This is a genomic window from Pseudomonas sp. UV AK001, assembly GCF_046097675.1.
GTDB lineage: Bacteria > Pseudomonadota > Gammaproteobacteria > Pseudomonadales > Pseudomonadaceae > Aquipseudomonas > Aquipseudomonas kribbensis.
This window is the reverse complement of record NZ_JBJUVZ010000001.1, coordinates 42,036-56,994: the sequence shown is the minus strand read 5'-3', so window position 1 is coordinate 56,994 and position 14,959 is coordinate 42,036. Positions and strand designations below refer to the sequence as shown.

At 59.2% G+C, this 14,959-nt stretch carries 13 protein-coding genes; 4 read left to right on the top strand and 9 right to left on the bottom strand.

Annotated features, from left to right (window positions below):
* Nucleotides 1–3: 3 nt before the first annotated feature.
* Together ACKLNA_RS00235 and ACKLNA_RS00230 are read left to right on the top strand one after the other, a co-directional pair.
* Nucleotides 4–570, top strand: coding sequence for a CsiV family protein (locus ACKLNA_RS00235; protein WP_085713145.1), 567 nt, complete (start codon nt 4–6; stop codon nt 568–570).
* 11 nt (nt 571–581) lie between these two features.
* A complete protein-coding gene (locus ACKLNA_RS00230; RefSeq protein ID WP_408984481.1) occupies nt 582–3,272 on the top strand; it encodes an SNF2-related protein in 2,691 nt (896 codons plus the stop codon).
* Between the two features lie 41 nt (nt 3,273–3,313).
* Here ACKLNA_RS00230 and ACKLNA_RS00225 read toward each other — a convergent pair whose 3' ends face one another.
* From ACKLNA_RS00225 to ACKLNA_RS00215, 3 genes are all read right to left on the bottom strand, one after another.
* Nucleotides 3,314–4,051, bottom strand: coding sequence for an S-methyl-5'-thioinosine phosphorylase (locus ACKLNA_RS00225; protein ID WP_408984480.1), 738 nt, complete (start codon nt 4,049–4,051; stop codon nt 3,314–3,316).
* A gap of 12 nt (nt 4,052–4,063) precedes the next feature.
* Nucleotides 4,064–5,062, bottom strand: a complete 999-nt coding sequence (nagZ, locus tag ACKLNA_RS00220; protein WP_169432674.1) for a beta-N-acetylhexosaminidase — start codon at nt 5,060–5,062, stop codon at nt 4,064–4,066.
* A 170-nt stretch (nt 5,063–5,232) separates the two neighbouring features.
* Nucleotides 5,233–5,940, bottom strand: a complete 708-nt coding sequence (locus ACKLNA_RS00215) for a TetR/AcrR family transcriptional regulator (protein ID WP_408984479.1) — start codon at nt 5,938–5,940, stop codon at nt 5,233–5,235.
* A 230-nt stretch (nt 5,941–6,170) separates the two neighbouring features.
* Between ACKLNA_RS00215 and lexA the strand changes: the two genes are divergently transcribed.
* Nucleotides 6,171–6,779, top strand: coding sequence for a transcriptional repressor LexA (gene lexA / locus ACKLNA_RS00210; protein WP_085713140.1), 609 nt, complete (start codon nt 6,171–6,173; stop codon nt 6,777–6,779).
* 10 nt (nt 6,780–6,789) lie between these two features.
* Nucleotides 6,790–7,263, top strand: coding sequence for an SOS-induced cell division inhibitor SulA (gene sulA / locus ACKLNA_RS00205; RefSeq protein WP_408984478.1), 474 nt, complete (start codon nt 6,790–6,792; stop codon nt 7,261–7,263).
* A 79-nt stretch (nt 7,264–7,342) separates the two neighbouring features.
* Here sulA and ACKLNA_RS00200 read toward each other — a convergent pair whose 3' ends face one another.
* The 6 genes from ACKLNA_RS00200 to fadB form a co-directional block, all read right to left on the bottom strand.
* Nucleotides 7,343–7,576: a hypothetical protein gene (locus ACKLNA_RS00200; RefSeq protein WP_003226592.1), complete on the bottom strand. Its 234-nt coding sequence runs from the start codon at nt 7,574–7,576 to the stop codon at nt 7,343–7,345.
* A gap of 106 nt (nt 7,577–7,682) precedes the next feature.
* Nucleotides 7,683–8,207 (bottom strand): DUF6586 family protein, encoded by a 525-nt coding sequence (locus ACKLNA_RS00195; RefSeq protein WP_085713138.1) that lies wholly within the window; start codon nt 8,205–8,207, stop codon nt 7,683–7,685.
* Nucleotides 8,208–8,378: 171 nt separating this feature from the next.
* Complete coding sequence (gene topA, locus ACKLNA_RS00190) at nt 8,379–11,009, bottom strand: type I DNA topoisomerase (RefSeq protein ID WP_114884388.1); 2,631 nt, start codon at nt 11,007–11,009, stop codon at nt 8,379–8,381.
* A 114-nt stretch (nt 11,010–11,123) separates the two neighbouring features.
* Nucleotides 11,124–11,360: a DUF1653 domain-containing protein gene (locus ACKLNA_RS00185; protein ID WP_007953059.1), complete on the bottom strand. Its 237-nt coding sequence runs from the start codon at nt 11,358–11,360 to the stop codon at nt 11,124–11,126.
* Nucleotides 11,361–11,459: 99 nt separating this feature from the next.
* Nucleotides 11,460–12,635, bottom strand: a complete 1,176-nt coding sequence (fadA, locus tag ACKLNA_RS00180; protein WP_007953060.1) for an acetyl-CoA C-acyltransferase FadA — start codon at nt 12,633–12,635, stop codon at nt 11,460–11,462.
* Nucleotides 12,636–12,664: 29 nt separating this feature from the next.
* Nucleotides 12,665–14,812: a fatty acid oxidation complex subunit alpha FadB gene (gene fadB, locus ACKLNA_RS00175; protein WP_408984477.1), complete on the bottom strand. Its 2,148-nt coding sequence runs from the start codon at nt 14,810–14,812 to the stop codon at nt 12,665–12,667.
* Nucleotides 14,813–14,959 lie beyond the last annotated feature (147 nt).

Here is a 14,959-nt window from a genome sequence, read left to right as displayed (position 1 = left end):
CGCATGCGCCTGTTTCGCTCACTGACCTTGTTGTTGACGCTGGTCGCCCCTTCGGCATTTGCCGATGATCTGTATCAGGTCGAAATGATTCTGGTACGCCAGAACGCCGTGCCGGCCATCGTCAGCCGCGCCGCGCCGGAAGACTGGGCCGCCGGCGCCCAACGCCTGGGCGATGACAGCAAGCGCACCACAGCGCTGAACGACGTCGCCAACAAACTCACCGCCAGCGGCGAATACAGCGTGCTGATGCACAAGGCCTGGCAGCAGACACTCGGCGAGACACCGGCGAAGGTCGCGGTCAGCGATGGTCAGGAGCAGTTCGGTCAGTTCCCCGTCGAAGGCACGATTGAAATGAAACTCGGGCGCTTTACCGACGTGAACGCCGACTTCTGGGTCAACCAGATCGACGCCAACGGCATGGTCACCGCCAGCGAACGCCTGAAGCAGGAAAGCCACACCAAGAACGGCCAGCTCAACTACCTGGACAACGGCCACCTGGCCCTGCTGATCAAGATCACTTCACTGACGGCGCCTGCGCCTCGGGAAGCGCCTGAAGTCGTTCCGGACTGATTGAAGTCCTTATGTCCCCGCCTCTGAGCAAACCGCTGGCTTCCTCCTGGGTCAGCCGGTTCAAGGAACAAAGCCTGGAGCGTGGCCGCCGCTACGCCCTGGAAAACCGGGTGCGAATCGTGCAGGTCGGCGATGCGACCATTACCGCCAGTTGCGAAGGCTCTGGCGGCAACATTTATCGTCAGACGATTCATCTGCGCGAGTCAGCCAAAGGCACGTTATTGATGGTCGACGCCACGTGCACCTGCCCGGTCCACAGCAACTGCAAACACTGTGCGGCGGTCTTGCTGCAGGTGCAGGAAACCCTCGAATACCCGGCCGCCGCCAAAGACGCCGAACTGCTGGAAAAACTCCAGGCCGTCCTGGAAAACCGCAGCCCCAAGGCTCCGCCGCAAGTGCTGGTGGACAACGTGCAGCCGGTACCGCGCCTGTGGCTGGCCAGTGTGGAGTTCAGCGCTTTCGAGCCGCGCAACGGCAAGATGCAGCGTTACATCCAGCATCGTGCGGCGCTGTCTTTCAGCTACCTCGACGAATACGTCAGCGGCCAGAAAAACAGCGACATCCTGATTCGTCAGGAAGCACAGACGCTGCGAGTCAAACGCCAGCCGGACGTCGAGCAAAGCTACCGCGAGCAACTGCGGATTCTCGGCTTTCGCATCGCCACCCGGCAAAGCAAGGCCCTGCCGGAAAGCGCCGGCGAACTCTACGAGATGGTCAACGACAGCGCCTGGCTGACGTTCACCCTGAACGATCTGCCGAAGCTGCGCACCCAAGGCTGGGAATTGCTGGTCGACGATGAATTCGGTTTCGACCTGACCGCCGTGGACGACTGGTACGCCACGGTCGAGCAGACGCCGGAGCGGGACTGGTTCGATCTGGAACTGGGCATCATCGTCAATGGCGAACGCCTGAGCCTGCTGCCGATCCTGCTCAACCTGATGCGCTCGCACACGGAAATCCTCAACCCCGAACGCCTCGCCCGGCGACGGGACGATGAGTTGATTCTGGTGAACATTCCGCAACGCAACAGTGAGCACGGGCCGTTGCAAGTCGCCCTGCCCCTTGGCCGGTTGAAACCGGTGCTGGCGACCCTGGGCGAGTTCTATCTGCAAGAGCCGGGCGAAACCACCCTGCGCTTGAGCAAGGCCGACGCCACACGCCTGAACTCGCTGGAAGGCATTCCTCTGCTGTGGGAAGGCGGGGAGCAGATTCGTAGCTTCGCCCAACGCTTGCGCGATATCCGCGACTACAGCGCCGAAGCGCCACAAGGGCTGAACGCGACACTGCGCCCTTATCAGCTTGAAGGCTTGAGCTGGATGCAGTCGCTGCGGCAACTTGAGGTCGGCGGGATTCTCGCGGACGACATGGGCTTGGGTAAAACCCTACAGACACTGGCGCATATTCTCAGCGAGAAGAACGCCGGGCGTCTGGATCGCCCGTGCATGGTGGTGATGCCCACCAGCCTGATTCCCAACTGGCTGGACGAAGCGGCGCATTTCACGCCACAGCTCAAGGTTGTCGCCCTGTACGGTGCCAGCCGTAAAAAGCATTTCGAGCATCTGGCCGATTACGACCTGATCCTCACGACTTATGCACTGCTGCCCAAGGATGTCGAACGTCTGGCCCAGCAGCCGCTGCATGTACTTGTGCTGGATGAAGCGCAGTACATCAAGAACCCGAACAGCAAAGCGGCGCAGGCTGCCCGTGAGCTCAATGCTCGTCAGCGCCTGTGCCTGAGCGGAACGCCGCTGGAAAATCACCTGGGCGAACTGTGGTCGCTGTTTCACTTCCTGCTGCCCGGCTGGCTCGGCGACGTCAAAAGCTTCAACGCCGATTACCGCGTGCCGATTGAAAAGCGCGCGAGCGAAGTCAGACTTCAGCACCTCAACGGTCGAATCAAACCGTTCCTGCTGCGCCGCACCAAGGAGCAGGTTGCCACAGAACTGCCGCCAAAAACCGAGATCATCCATTGGGTCGAGCTCAACGAGGCCCAGCGCGACGTGTACGAAACCATGCGTCTGGCGATGGACAAGAAGGTTCGCGACGAAATCACCCGCAAAGGTGTGGCGCGCAGTCAGATCATCATTCTCGAAGCGTTGCTCAAGCTGCGGCAGGTCTGCTGCGATTTGCGCCTGGTCAACGACGCCACCCTGCCCGCTCGAGGCAGCACATCGGGCAAGCTCGACAGCCTGATGGAAATGCTTGAGGAGTTATTTGAGGAAGGTCGGCGGATTCTGCTGTTTTCGCAGTTCACTTCGATGCTGTCACTGATCGAGGACGAGCTGAAAAAACGCAATGTCCCCTATGCGTTGCTGACCGGCCAAACCCGGGATCGGCGCACACCGGTGAAGGAATTCCAGAGCGGCAAGCGTCAGATCTTTCTCATCAGTCTGAAGGCTGGCGGTGTGGGTCTGAACCTGACGGAAGCGGACACCGTGATTCACTACGACCCGTGGTGGAACCCGGCGACCGAGAATCAGGCAACCGACCGTGCGTATCGTATTGGTCAGGAGAAGCCGGTATTCGTCTACAAGATGATTGCCCGGGGTACGGTCGAAGAGAAGATTCAGCACTTGCAGGAGGAAAAGTCCGACCTGGCGGCCGGTGTGCTGGATGGGCGCAAGGCCGGGGACTGGAAGCTGCAGAGTGATGATATCGAGGCGTTGTTTGCGCCATTGCCGGACAAGTTCGACAAGCGCTGAGTCCTCAGCGCCTGTTCGTTCGAGTCATTGCGGAGCTAGGCTCAGCCCTTCAGTACGCGTGCCAACGTCGACTTCACTTTGCCCATGCCGTCATGCAGCGCCTGCTCGATCTCGGCCATGGTGATCACCGCCGTGGTCTTGCCCGCCGCCGGGTTCACCACCAGCGACAGACAGGCGTATTCCAGATCCAGTTCACGAGCCAGTGCGGCTTCCGGCATGCCGGTCATGCCGACGATGTCGCAACCATCACGCTCCAGACGCACGATTTCCGCCACGGTTTCCAGCCGCGGGCCCTGGGTGCAAGCGTAAACGCCTTGATCACTGTATTCGCAGCCTTCGGCGGCCAACGCTGCAATCAATTGCTGACGCAGCGGCTCGCTGTAGGGAAAGCTGAAGTCGATGTGTGTGACATGTTCCAGATCATCGGCAAAATAGGTGTGCTCACGCCCGCTGGTGTAGTCCACGATCTGATGGGGTACGCAGAAATGTCCGGTGCCCATTGCAGGATGAATCCCGCCCACGGCATTGACCGCAATGATTGCTTCGGCGCCGGCCTGCTTCAAAGCCCACAGGTTGGCGCGGTAGTTGACCTTGTGCGGCGGAAAGCGATGCGGATGGCCGTGGCGAGTCAGGAACAGCACTTCCTTGCCGGCGTATTCACCGATCTGGACTTCAGCCGATGGCGCACCATAAGGCGTATCCACTGCCAGCGACTGACGAATGCTCAGGCCTTCCAGCTGGGTCAGGCCGGTGCCGCCGATGATTGCGTAAACCGTCATAGCGAAAAATCCTTAATCAATCAGTTGAGCGTCTTTGAGTGCGCCGACAGCGGTCAGCCAGCGCGGATCCTGACGGTATTCGGTATTGGCGAACGCCTGACCACGCATGCGTGCAATGCGCGGCGATGGCTTGACCTTCATGCGTTGCGCGGCGCTCAGGGCCAGTTCGGCGGCAGCACGATCGTTGCACACCAGGCCCATGTCACAACCGGCACTGAGTGCAGCTTCGATACGACTGGCGGCGTCGCCGACCACATGGGCACCAGCCATCGACAGATCGTCGCTGAAAATCACACCGTCGAACTGCAACTCACCGCGCAGGATGTCTTGCAACCAGCGACGGGAGAAACCGGCGGGCTGTGCGTCGACTTGCGGATAAATGACGTGGGCCGGCATGACGGCGGCCAGTTGCTTGCTGAGTCTGGCGAACGGCACGAGGTCGTTGGCGCGGATCTCTTCAAGGCTACGCTCGTCGTTGGGGATGGCGACGTGGGAGTCGGCTTCCGCCCAGCCGTGACCAGGGAAATGCTTGCCGGTAGCCGCCATGCCGGCGCTGTTCATGCCTTTGATGAACGCTCCGGCGAGTAGCGCGGCGCGCTCCGGATCGCCTTCGAATGAACGAGTGCCAACCACGGCGCTGCGCTGGTAATCCAGGTCCAGCACAGGGGCAAAGCTCAGATCGAGACCGACAGCCAGCACCTCAGTGGCCATGATCCAGCCGCATTGCTCGGCCAGGTATTCGGCATTCGGGTTGTCGGCAATCGCCCGCATGGCCGGCAGGCGCACGAAGCCCTGACGCAGGCGCTGGACGCGACCGCCTTCCTGGTCCACCGCCAGCAACAGGTCCGGACGAATGGCACGGATCGCCGCGCTCAACTCGCGCACCTGACGCGGGTGCTCGATGTTACGGGCAAAAATGATCAGGCCGCCCACTTCGGGCTGGCGCAACAATTGGCGATCTTCGGCCGTCAGCCAGGTACCGGCGACGTCCACCATCAACGAGCCTTGCAGGCCAGCAGTCATAGAGATTCCTTGAAAACGAAAAACCCGTCACCCACGAAACCACAACCAACGGCATTGCCCGGCAGGTCGGTGATTTCAATGAGTAACGGGTTCAGAACGAGAGTCGGCATGGGCGGCTAGCTTAGCGGATGTCCGCTGCCACGCCCACCCATGGACAGTTAAACCTTGGCAGGCGCCGGTGTCGATTTGCTGCGAGGACGCAACTGCGCGGTGGCCATTGCGCTATCGGTAACACCGGTTTCGGCACGCATGCCGGCGGCCAGGAACGGCACCATCAGACGCATCACCTGCTCGATGGAGGTGTTGACGCCGAAATCGGTCTCGGCAATCGCGCGCAGGGCCTTGATACCCGACATGCTGAATGCCGCAGCACCAAGCATGAAGTGCACACGCCAGAACAATTCGATAGGAGGAATACGGGGAGCGGCTTCGTTTACCAGCAGCATGTAGCGGCGGAAAACCTTGCCGTACATGTCTTCCAGATAACGGCGCAGGTGACCCTGGCTCTGGCTGAATGCAAGACCGAGCAAGCGCATGAAGATCGACAGGTCATTGCCACTGCGTGGCTGGACGACCAACGCCTGTTCGACGAGGATTTCCAGCAGCTCTTCAAGCGAAGGCTTGTTCTCTGGCTTGGCCTGGCGGCGCTCCAGTTCTTTATCGAGGCTAATGCAGAACGGACCAAGAAAACGCGAGAAAACCGCCTGGATCAGCGCCTTCTTCGAGCCGAAGTGATAGTTCACCGCTGCGAGGTTGACCCCGGCCTTGCTGGTGATCAGACGCAATGAGGTTTCGGCGAAACCTTTTTCCGCGAACAGCTGTTCTGCAGCATCAAGAATGCGTTCAACGGTTTCCGACTGGGCCATGGCTACTCCGCCTGACAAACACTTGTTTGAAACATACGTTTCAGCCTGTGCCTTGTCAAGCCTGCCGGTTCGTTTTGGGAATGGTCGGTCAGATATTTAACCACAACAAGGACGCCACATTAATCGGCGCCGTCACTGACCGTCCGGCGGCCTGGCAAAAAACGATCATTGCCAAGACCGCTTCACTGTATATAATCCCAGTCACTGTATAAAAAGACAGAGCGATCAATATGCTTAAGCTGACGCCACGCCAAGCCGAGATTCTGGCCTTTATCAAACGCTGCCTCGAAGACAACGGCTACCCGCCGACCCGTGCGGAAATCGCTCAGGAACTGGGTTTCAAATCGCCCAACGCTGCCGAGGAGCATCTCAAGGCACTCGCCCGCAAAGGCGCGATCGAAATGACTCCCGGCGCCTCTCGCGGCATTCGAATCCCCGGCTTTGAAGCCAAAGTCGACGAATCCACCCTGCCAATCATCGGCCGAGTGGCTGCCGGCGCGCCGATTCTCGCCCAACAGCACATCGAAGAGTCCTGCAACATCAACCCGGCCTTTTTCCACCCTCGCGCCGACTACTTGCTGCGCGTCCACGGAATGAGCATGAAGGACATCGGTATTTTCGACGGTGACCTGCTGGCGGTTCACACGACCCGGGAGGCACGTAACGGCCAGATCGTCGTTGCGCGGATCGGCGACGAAGTGACCGTCAAACGCTTCAAGCGTGATGGCAGCAAAGTCTGGTTGATTGCCGAGAACCCTGAGTTCGCCCCTATCGAAGTCGACCTGAAAGATCAGGAACTGGTGATCGAAGGCTTGAGTGTCGGCGTAATCCGCCGCTAAAGGAGGCTTTATGCAGTTCCCACACGCACCTCAGCAAACACAACTGCCGTTGTTCGAGGCTTTTCTGGCGCAACCATTGGCCCCCATCCTCAAGGATGTAGCCGAACGCCCATGGAATGTCGAACCCGAAGCGTTCAGTGAACTGTCGCTGCGCGGTGCGGCCGGGAACTGCCTGAACCTGCTGGCACCTATACTTCGGGAGTTGAGTGAGGATCAGGACGCACGCTGGCTGACACTGATTGCGCCACCAGCGAGCCTGACCCAGGCCTGGCTGCGGGATGCAGGACTGAATCGAGAACGCATTCTGCTGCTGCAACCGCGTGGGACTCAGAGTGCCCAGCAACTGGCTTGCGAAGCCCTGCGCCTGGGTCGTAGCCATACCGTGGTGACATGGTTGAACCCGCTCAACTCAGGCTCACGCCAACAACTGATCAGCGCCGCCCGCACCGGGGACGCTCAAAGCCTGAATATTCGACTGGGCTGACTACGTGCGCGCTATCTGGAGCGCGGGGCTTCTCAAGGGATAGAGAAGCCGAACCGGGGCGATTATCGACGGGCGGTACTCAATGAAGAACCCGCGGCCCCTCTTCCTTATCAAACTCGCCTTCAACCATTCGACCAGCCATCTGCACGCCAACGCTGAGCATCGCCTTGGCAATTTCAACGTGCTGGCCCTGCAGAAATGCCTTGGCATCCTCGGAGAAATCCAGAGTCACCAGAGAACCCTCGTCCTCGGCCCTGCGCAGTTCGATTCGGCCGTCTGGTAGCTCGACAATTTCTAGAAAGGACGTTGGCATATAGGTCTGTTCTCCACGAAAGGCAGGGATTATATAGACATCATTCGGGATTCGCTCGGGATCTTGACCAGCAGCATGCATCTCGTCGCCGCCGGTCAAGAAGCCATCAGCACTCGTTCAGGCCTTCACGGAAACGGATAGCCAGACTTTTCAGATTCTGCCGCCAGCTCTCCAACTCTTCACGACTCAGCTCTTCCGGGGCTTGTTCTTCATCCAGATTGACCGCCTGAATCAGCGGCTGGGTCACATCGCCTTTTGGCTTGTGTGGCACTCGCGGTGGCTGAAACAGCGCCGAATGTGCAGCCAGCAATTTAGCCAGCCAGGTTTCCGGATTACCCGCCAACTCGACCATCTCGGCCAACTCGGGGATTGCAATCGACTCAAGCACTTCGCGGGTCAACAGCGTTTCCGCCCGGGGCGCGTTAGCCTGTGGCAGACGGTAAAACCCTGCAATTTCGTGACACAACCCCAGCAATGCGCCGTAGAGATGAAACAGCGCCGATTCGCGCCCGGCCTGAATCAACGCAAGCGAATTCATCGCCCGCCCCTCTTCAGCCCTGGCCAGCGCTTCCAGCGACAGACCCGCGAAATAGATCTTCTGATTGGTACGGGTATAGAGCTCGTGGGCCATATCGGCACTCTCCGCAGCGAAATAATTTCTTCATACAGGTCGGACAGTGTCATGGATCAGCCGATCCGACCGCAAGCTTTAAACAAAAAGGCCGCATGAAAACCAGAAGGTTGTCATGCGGCCTTTTCTGTTGAAGCCACCCGGTCAGGGCAGCATCCGATCAGCGCTTGCTCAAGCCTTGGCTTTCGCCGGACGCTTGTCTTCAACTGTCCACTTGCCACCGTCGAAGAACGCTTTCCAGCCAGTCGGCTTGCCGTCGACTTCGGTCTGGACGTATTGCTCCTTGGTCTTGCGGCTGTAGCGGATCACTGCCGGCAGACCATCTGGATCCTTCTGCGGCGCTTCGCACAGGAAATGATACTTCGGATCGATTTCGTCTTTGTGCGGCAGAATCTCGATCACCAGCGGAGCACGGGTCTCGCGGTTTTTCGGGAACTGGCTGGCCGCCAGGAACAGGCCTGAAGCACCGTCGCGCAGGATATAAGTGTCGTTGACCTTTTCGCATTTCAGCTCAGGCATCTTCACCGGATCCATCTTCGGCGGCGCCGCGTCACCGCTCTTCAGCAGCTTGCGGGTGTTCTTGCAGGTCGGATTGGTGCAACCGAAGAACTTGCCGAAACGGCCGGTCTTGAGCTGCATCTCGCTGCCGCACTTGTCGCATTCCAGGCTCGGACCTTCGTAACCCTTGATGCGATAGCTGCCCTCTTCGATTTCGTAGCCGGCGCAATCCGGGTTGTTACCGCAGATGTGCAGCTTGCGCTTTTCATCGAGCAGGTAAGCGTCCATCGCCGTGCTGCAGATCGGGCAACGATGCTTGCCGCGCAGCACCAGGGATTCCGACTCACCCTCGTCGTCCGCAGCAATTTCATCGCCCGGCACCAGGTTGACCGTGGCCTTGCAGCGCTCTTTCGGCGGCAGGCTGTAGCCCGAGCAACCGAGGAACACACCGGTTGATGCAGTACGAATCTGCATCGGACGACCGCAAGTGGTGCACGGAATATCGGTCATCACCGGCTGGTTGGCACGCATGCCGGCTTCCGGATTCTCGGCTACTTCAAGCTTTTTCTTGAAATCGCCGTAGAACTCGTCCAGCACGTTTTTCCAGTCGCGCTCGCCCTGAGCCACGTCATCAAGGTTCTCTTCCATGCCGGCGGTGAAGCCGTAGTCCATGAGGTTCGAGAAGCTCTCGGACAGACGCTCGGTGACGATGTCACCCATTTTTTCCGAATAGAAACGACGGTTGTGCAGGGTCACGTAACCGCGATCCTGAATGGTCGAAATGATCGCCGCGTAGGTCGAAGGACGACCGATGCCGCGCTTTTCCATTTCCTTCACCAAGCTGGCTTCCGAGTAACGGGCCGGCGGCTTGGTGAAATGCTGGGTCGGATCAAGCTTGATCAACTTCATCACGTCGCCCTGCGCCATGTCCGGCAGGACGTCGTCGTCGCCAGGCTTGGTGATTTGCGGCAGAACGCGGGTGTAACCGTCGAACTTCAGGATACGGCCCTTGGCACGCAGCTCGAAATCGCCAGCGGCCACGCTGACGGTCGTCGACAGATATTGCGCCGGCAGCATCTGGCAAGCCAGGAACTGGCGCCAGATCAGCTCGTAGAGGCGCTCAGCGTCACGCTCCATACCAGCGAGCTTGCTTGGCGTGGTGTTGGCGTCGGAAGGACGAATCGCTTCGTGAGCCTCTTGTGCGCCTTCCTTGCTGCTGTAGACGTTCGGCGTTTCCGGCAGGTACTTCTTGCCGAACTCGTCTTCGATATAAGTACGCGCCATCGCCACGGCATCGGCCGAGAGGTTGGTCGAGTCGGTACGCATATAAGTGATGTAGCCGGCTTCGTACAGACGCTGGGCCATCATCATGGTTTTCTTCACGCCGAAGCCCAGGCGGTTGCTCGCGGCCTGCTGTAGCGTGGAGGTGATGAACGGCGCCGACGGCTTGCTGCTGGTCGGTTTGTCTTCACGTTTGACGATGCTGTAGCTGGAAGACTTCAGCTTCTCCAGCGCCGCCATGGCCTGGGCTTCGTTGAGCGGCTTGAAAGCTTCGCCCTTCTCACGAGCCACTTCGAAACGTACGGTCGAGCCCTTGGTGGTACCGAGGTCGGCATGCACTTCCCAGTACTCTTCCGGGATGAACGCACGAATTTCACGCTCACGCTCGACCACCAGCTTCACGGCCACCGATTGCACACGACCGGCGGACAGGCCACGGGCGATCTTGGCCCACAACAGCGGCGAGACCATGTAACCGACGACGCGGTCGAGGAAACGACGGGCCTGCTGCGCGTTCACTCGATCGATATCGAGCTCGCCCGGCTCCGAGAAGGCTTCCTGAATCGCTTTCTTGGTGATTTCGTTGAACACCACGCGCTTGTAGCGGCTGTCGTCACCACCGATGGCTTCGCGCAGGTGCCAGGCAATGGCTTCCCCCTCGCGATCCAAGTCGGTTGCGAGATAGATGGTGTCAGCATCCTTGGCGAGCCGGCGCAGCTCTTCGATGACTTTTTCCTTGCCCGGGAGGATCTCGTACTTGGCCTTCCAGCCATGATCCGGATCGACACCCATGCGCGAGACCAGCTGCTTGCGCGCCTTCTCTTTCGGCGACAGCGCTGGCGCTTCGCCCGCAGCTGCCTTGCCACGCTTGGCGGCAGGCTCCTTGCTGGCGCTAGCCGAACCGCTGGTGGGCAGGTCTCGGATATGGCCGATACTCGACTTCACCACGTATTGGTTGCCCAGATACTTGTTGATGGTCTTGGCCTTAGCCGGGGATTCCACAATGACCAGCGATTTGCCCATGGATCAGAAAATTCCTGAATTCTAGAAGTGAAAGGCGGTTGGCGCCTGACGCGGCACCGCTATATATAGTGGCTACAAGGTGAGGTCAAGCGCAGGGTTTTGCGCGCACTCGCCTTACGGCTTCGAAAAAAGGCTCGGTTCGGCTTGCACCAAAGCAAAGCGTGGGACCTGCTCGCCGTCAACTTCGACGGACTCCAGGAACATGCTCAAGGGGCGTACCCAGAAGCCGTAATCGCCATACAGGGCTTGGTAAAAGACCACTTCTTCTTCGGTCTCGGAATGCCGCGCGACACTGAATACGCGGTACTGCGGACCTTTGTAATGTTGGTAGAGCCCAGGTTGTATCGGCACGCTTCGGCCCTCACTCAAATTTTTTCAAAATAAATACAAAAATAAATTCGCAAAAACAAAAACCGGGGCACTTGGCCCCGGCTTCCATCGACGAGACGCTTAAACGCGTTCGAAGACGGTGGAGATGCCTTGGCCGAGGCCAATGCACATGGTGGCCACCCCGAAGGTGCCGCCATTCTGCTTCATCACGTTCAGCAAGGTGCCGGAAATACGGGCACCGGAGCAACCGAACGGGTGACCCAGGGCGATCGCGCCGCCGTGCAGGTTAACCTTCTCATTCATCTTGTCGAGCACTTTCAGGTCTTTCAGCACTGGCAGAGCCTGTGCGGCGAACGCTTCGTTGAGCTCGAAGAAGTCGATATCGTTGATACCCAGGCCGGCACGTTTCAGTGCTTTCTGAGTCGCCGGTACCGGACCATAGCCCATGATCGCCGGATCCACACCTGCCACCGCCATCGAACGAATCACGGCCAGCGGCTGAATACCCAGGTCCTGTGCACGCTGCGCCGACATCACGATCATGCACGAAGCACCATCGGTGATCTGCGACGAAGTACCGGCAGTCACGGTGCCGCCCTTTGGATTGAATGCCGGCTTCAGAGCCGCCAGGCTTTCCAGGGTCGTTTCCGGACGAATGGTTTCGTCGTAGTCGAAGGTTTTCAGGAAACCGTTCTCGTCATAGCCCTGCATCGGGATGATTTCGTCCTTGAACTTGCCTTCCACAGTTGCCTTGTGGGCCAACTGGTGGGAACGCACGCCAAAGGCGTCCTGCTGTTCGCGAGTGATGCCGTGCATTTTGCCCAGCATTTCAGCGGTCAGGCCCATCATGCCCGAGGCTTTTGCCGCGTACAGGGACATGTGCGGGTTCGGATCGACACCGTGCATCATGCTCACGTGGCCCATATGCTCGACGCCGCCAACCACGAACACGTCACCGTTGCCGGTCATGATCGCTTGCGCAGCGGTGTGCAGCGCACTCATCGACGAGCCGCACAGACGGCTGACGGTCTGGCCGGCCGAAGTGTGCGGGATCTGGGTCATCAGCGACGCCATGCGTGCGATGTTCCAGCCCTGCTCCAGGGTCTGGTTCACACAGCCCCAGATCACGTCCTCGACTTCTGCAGGATCGACCTTGGTGTTGCGCTCCAGCAGTTTGCTGATCAGGTGCGCCGACATGTCTTCGGCGCGGGTGTTGCGGTGCATGCCGCCCTTGGAGCGGCCCATCGGAGTACGACCGAAGTCGACAATCACGACGTCTCTAGGATTCAAGCTCATAAGTTCACTCTCACTCTAGTTGGGGGCGCTTAACCGAAGAAGCTCTGGCCGTTCTTAGCCATTTCGCGCAGCTTCGCGGTCGGGTGGTACAGCGCGCCCAAATCAGCGTACTGGTCGGCCAGGGCAACGAACTCGGCAACACCGATCGAATCGATGTAGCGCAGCGCACCGCCACGGAATGGAGGGAAACCAATACCGTAGACCAGACCCATGTCGGCTTCGGCGGCGGTTTCGACGATGCCGTCTTCCAGGCAACGCACGGTTTCCAGGCACAGCGGGATCATCATCCAGTTGATGATGTCTTCGTCAGTGACTTCACGCTGCTCGTAGACGATCGGCTTGAGCACTTCCAGTACCGACGGATCGGCGACTTTCTTCTGCTTGCCTTTCTTGTCGGCCTCGTAGGCGTAGAAGCCCTTGCCGTTCTTCTGACCCAGACGCTTGGCTTCGTAAAGCACGTCGATGGCCGAACGACGATCGTCCTTCATGCGGTCCGGGAAGCCTTCAGCCATCACGTCACGACCGTGGTGGCCGGTGTCGATGCCGACTACGTCCATCAGGTATGCCGGGCCCATCGGCCAGCCGAATTTTTCCATGATCTTGTCGATACGGACGAAGTCCACACCGGCGCTGACCAGCTTGGCGAAGCCGCCGAAGTACGGGAACAGTACGCGGTTGACCAGGAAGCCCGGGCAGTCGTTGACGACGATCGGGTTCTTGCCCATTTTCTTGGCGTAGGCAACGGTGGTGGCAATCGCCAGCTCGCTGGACTTCTCGCCACGGATCACTTCCACCAGCGGCATCATGTGCACCGGGTTGAAGAAGTGCATGCCGACGAAGTTTTCCGGACGCTTGAGGGCCTTGGCCAGCAGGCTGATGGAAATGGTGGAGGTGTTGGACGCGAGGATGGTGTCCTCTTTGACCTTGTCTTCGACTTCCGCCAGAACGGCTTGCTTGACCTTCGGGTTCTCGACCACGGCCTCAACGACCAGGTCAACGTGACCGAAATCGCCGTAGGACAGCGTAGGACGAATGCCGTTGAGCACTTCAGCCATTTTCGCGGCAGTCATGCGGCCTTTATCAACGCGGCCGACCAGCAGCTTGGCGGCTTCCGCCAGACCTTGCTCGATGCCGTGCTCGTTGATGTCCTTCATCAGGATCGGCGTACCCTTGGAGGCCGACTGATAGGCGATACCGCCACCCATGATACCGGCGCCCAGTACGGCAGCCTGCTTCACGTCCTTGGCGATTTCGTCGTAGGCCTTGGCCTTTTTCTTCAGTTCCTGATCGTTCAGGAACAGACCGATCAAGCTCTGAGCGGCAGAGGTCTTGGCCAGTTTCACGAAACCTGCGGCTTCGACTTCCAGCGCTTTGTCACGACCGAAGTTCGCGGCTTTCTGGATAGTCTTGATCGCTTCGACCGGGGCCGGGTAGTTCGGGCCGGCCTGGCCAGCCACGAAACCTTTGGCGGTTTCGAAAGCCATCATTTGTTCAATGGCGTTCAGCTTGAGCTTTTCCAGCTTCGGCTGACGCTTGGCCTTGTAGTCGAACTCGCCGGAGATGGCGTGCTTGATCAGTTCAAGGGCAGCATCCTGCAGCTTTTCAGGGGCAACCACGGCATCGACGGCGCCGACTTTCAGCGCGTCTTCAGGACGGTTTTCCTTGCCGGCGGCAATCCACTCGATAGCGTTGTCGGCACCGATCAGGCGCGGCAGACGCACGGTTCCGCCGAAGCCCGGGTAGATGCCCAGCTTGACTTCCGGCAGACCGATCTTGGCCTTGGTGGACATGACGCGGTAGTCCGCCGCCAGGCACATTTCCAGACCGCCACCCAGGGCGATGCCGTTGATTGCGGCCACGGTCGGAACGTTGAGGTCTTCGAAATCGCTGAAGATCTTGTTGGCTTCGAGATTGCCTGCAACCAGCTCGGCATCCGGCAGCTTGAAGTTGTCGACAAATTCGGTGATGTCGGCGCCGACGATGAACACGTCCTTGCCACTGCTGACGATCACGCCCTTGATCGAAGCATCTGCCTTGATGGTGTCTACGGCCTGACGCAGTTCGTTCAGGGTAAGACGGTTGAACTTGTTGACGGACTCACCCTTGAGGTCGAATTTCAATTCGACGATGCCACTTTCAAGAGCTTTAACCGTGATGGCTTTACCTTCGTAAATCATCAACTGATCTCCACGATATGGAAGCTGAACAGTACACGTCGGACGCAGGCGAATGGCTCGGCAGGACGCTTTTTCGTCAATGCTGACACCAATCCACCCGGCACACCCGCCAACGCGATAGTCGGGATTCTGTAGGAGCAGTCTGCA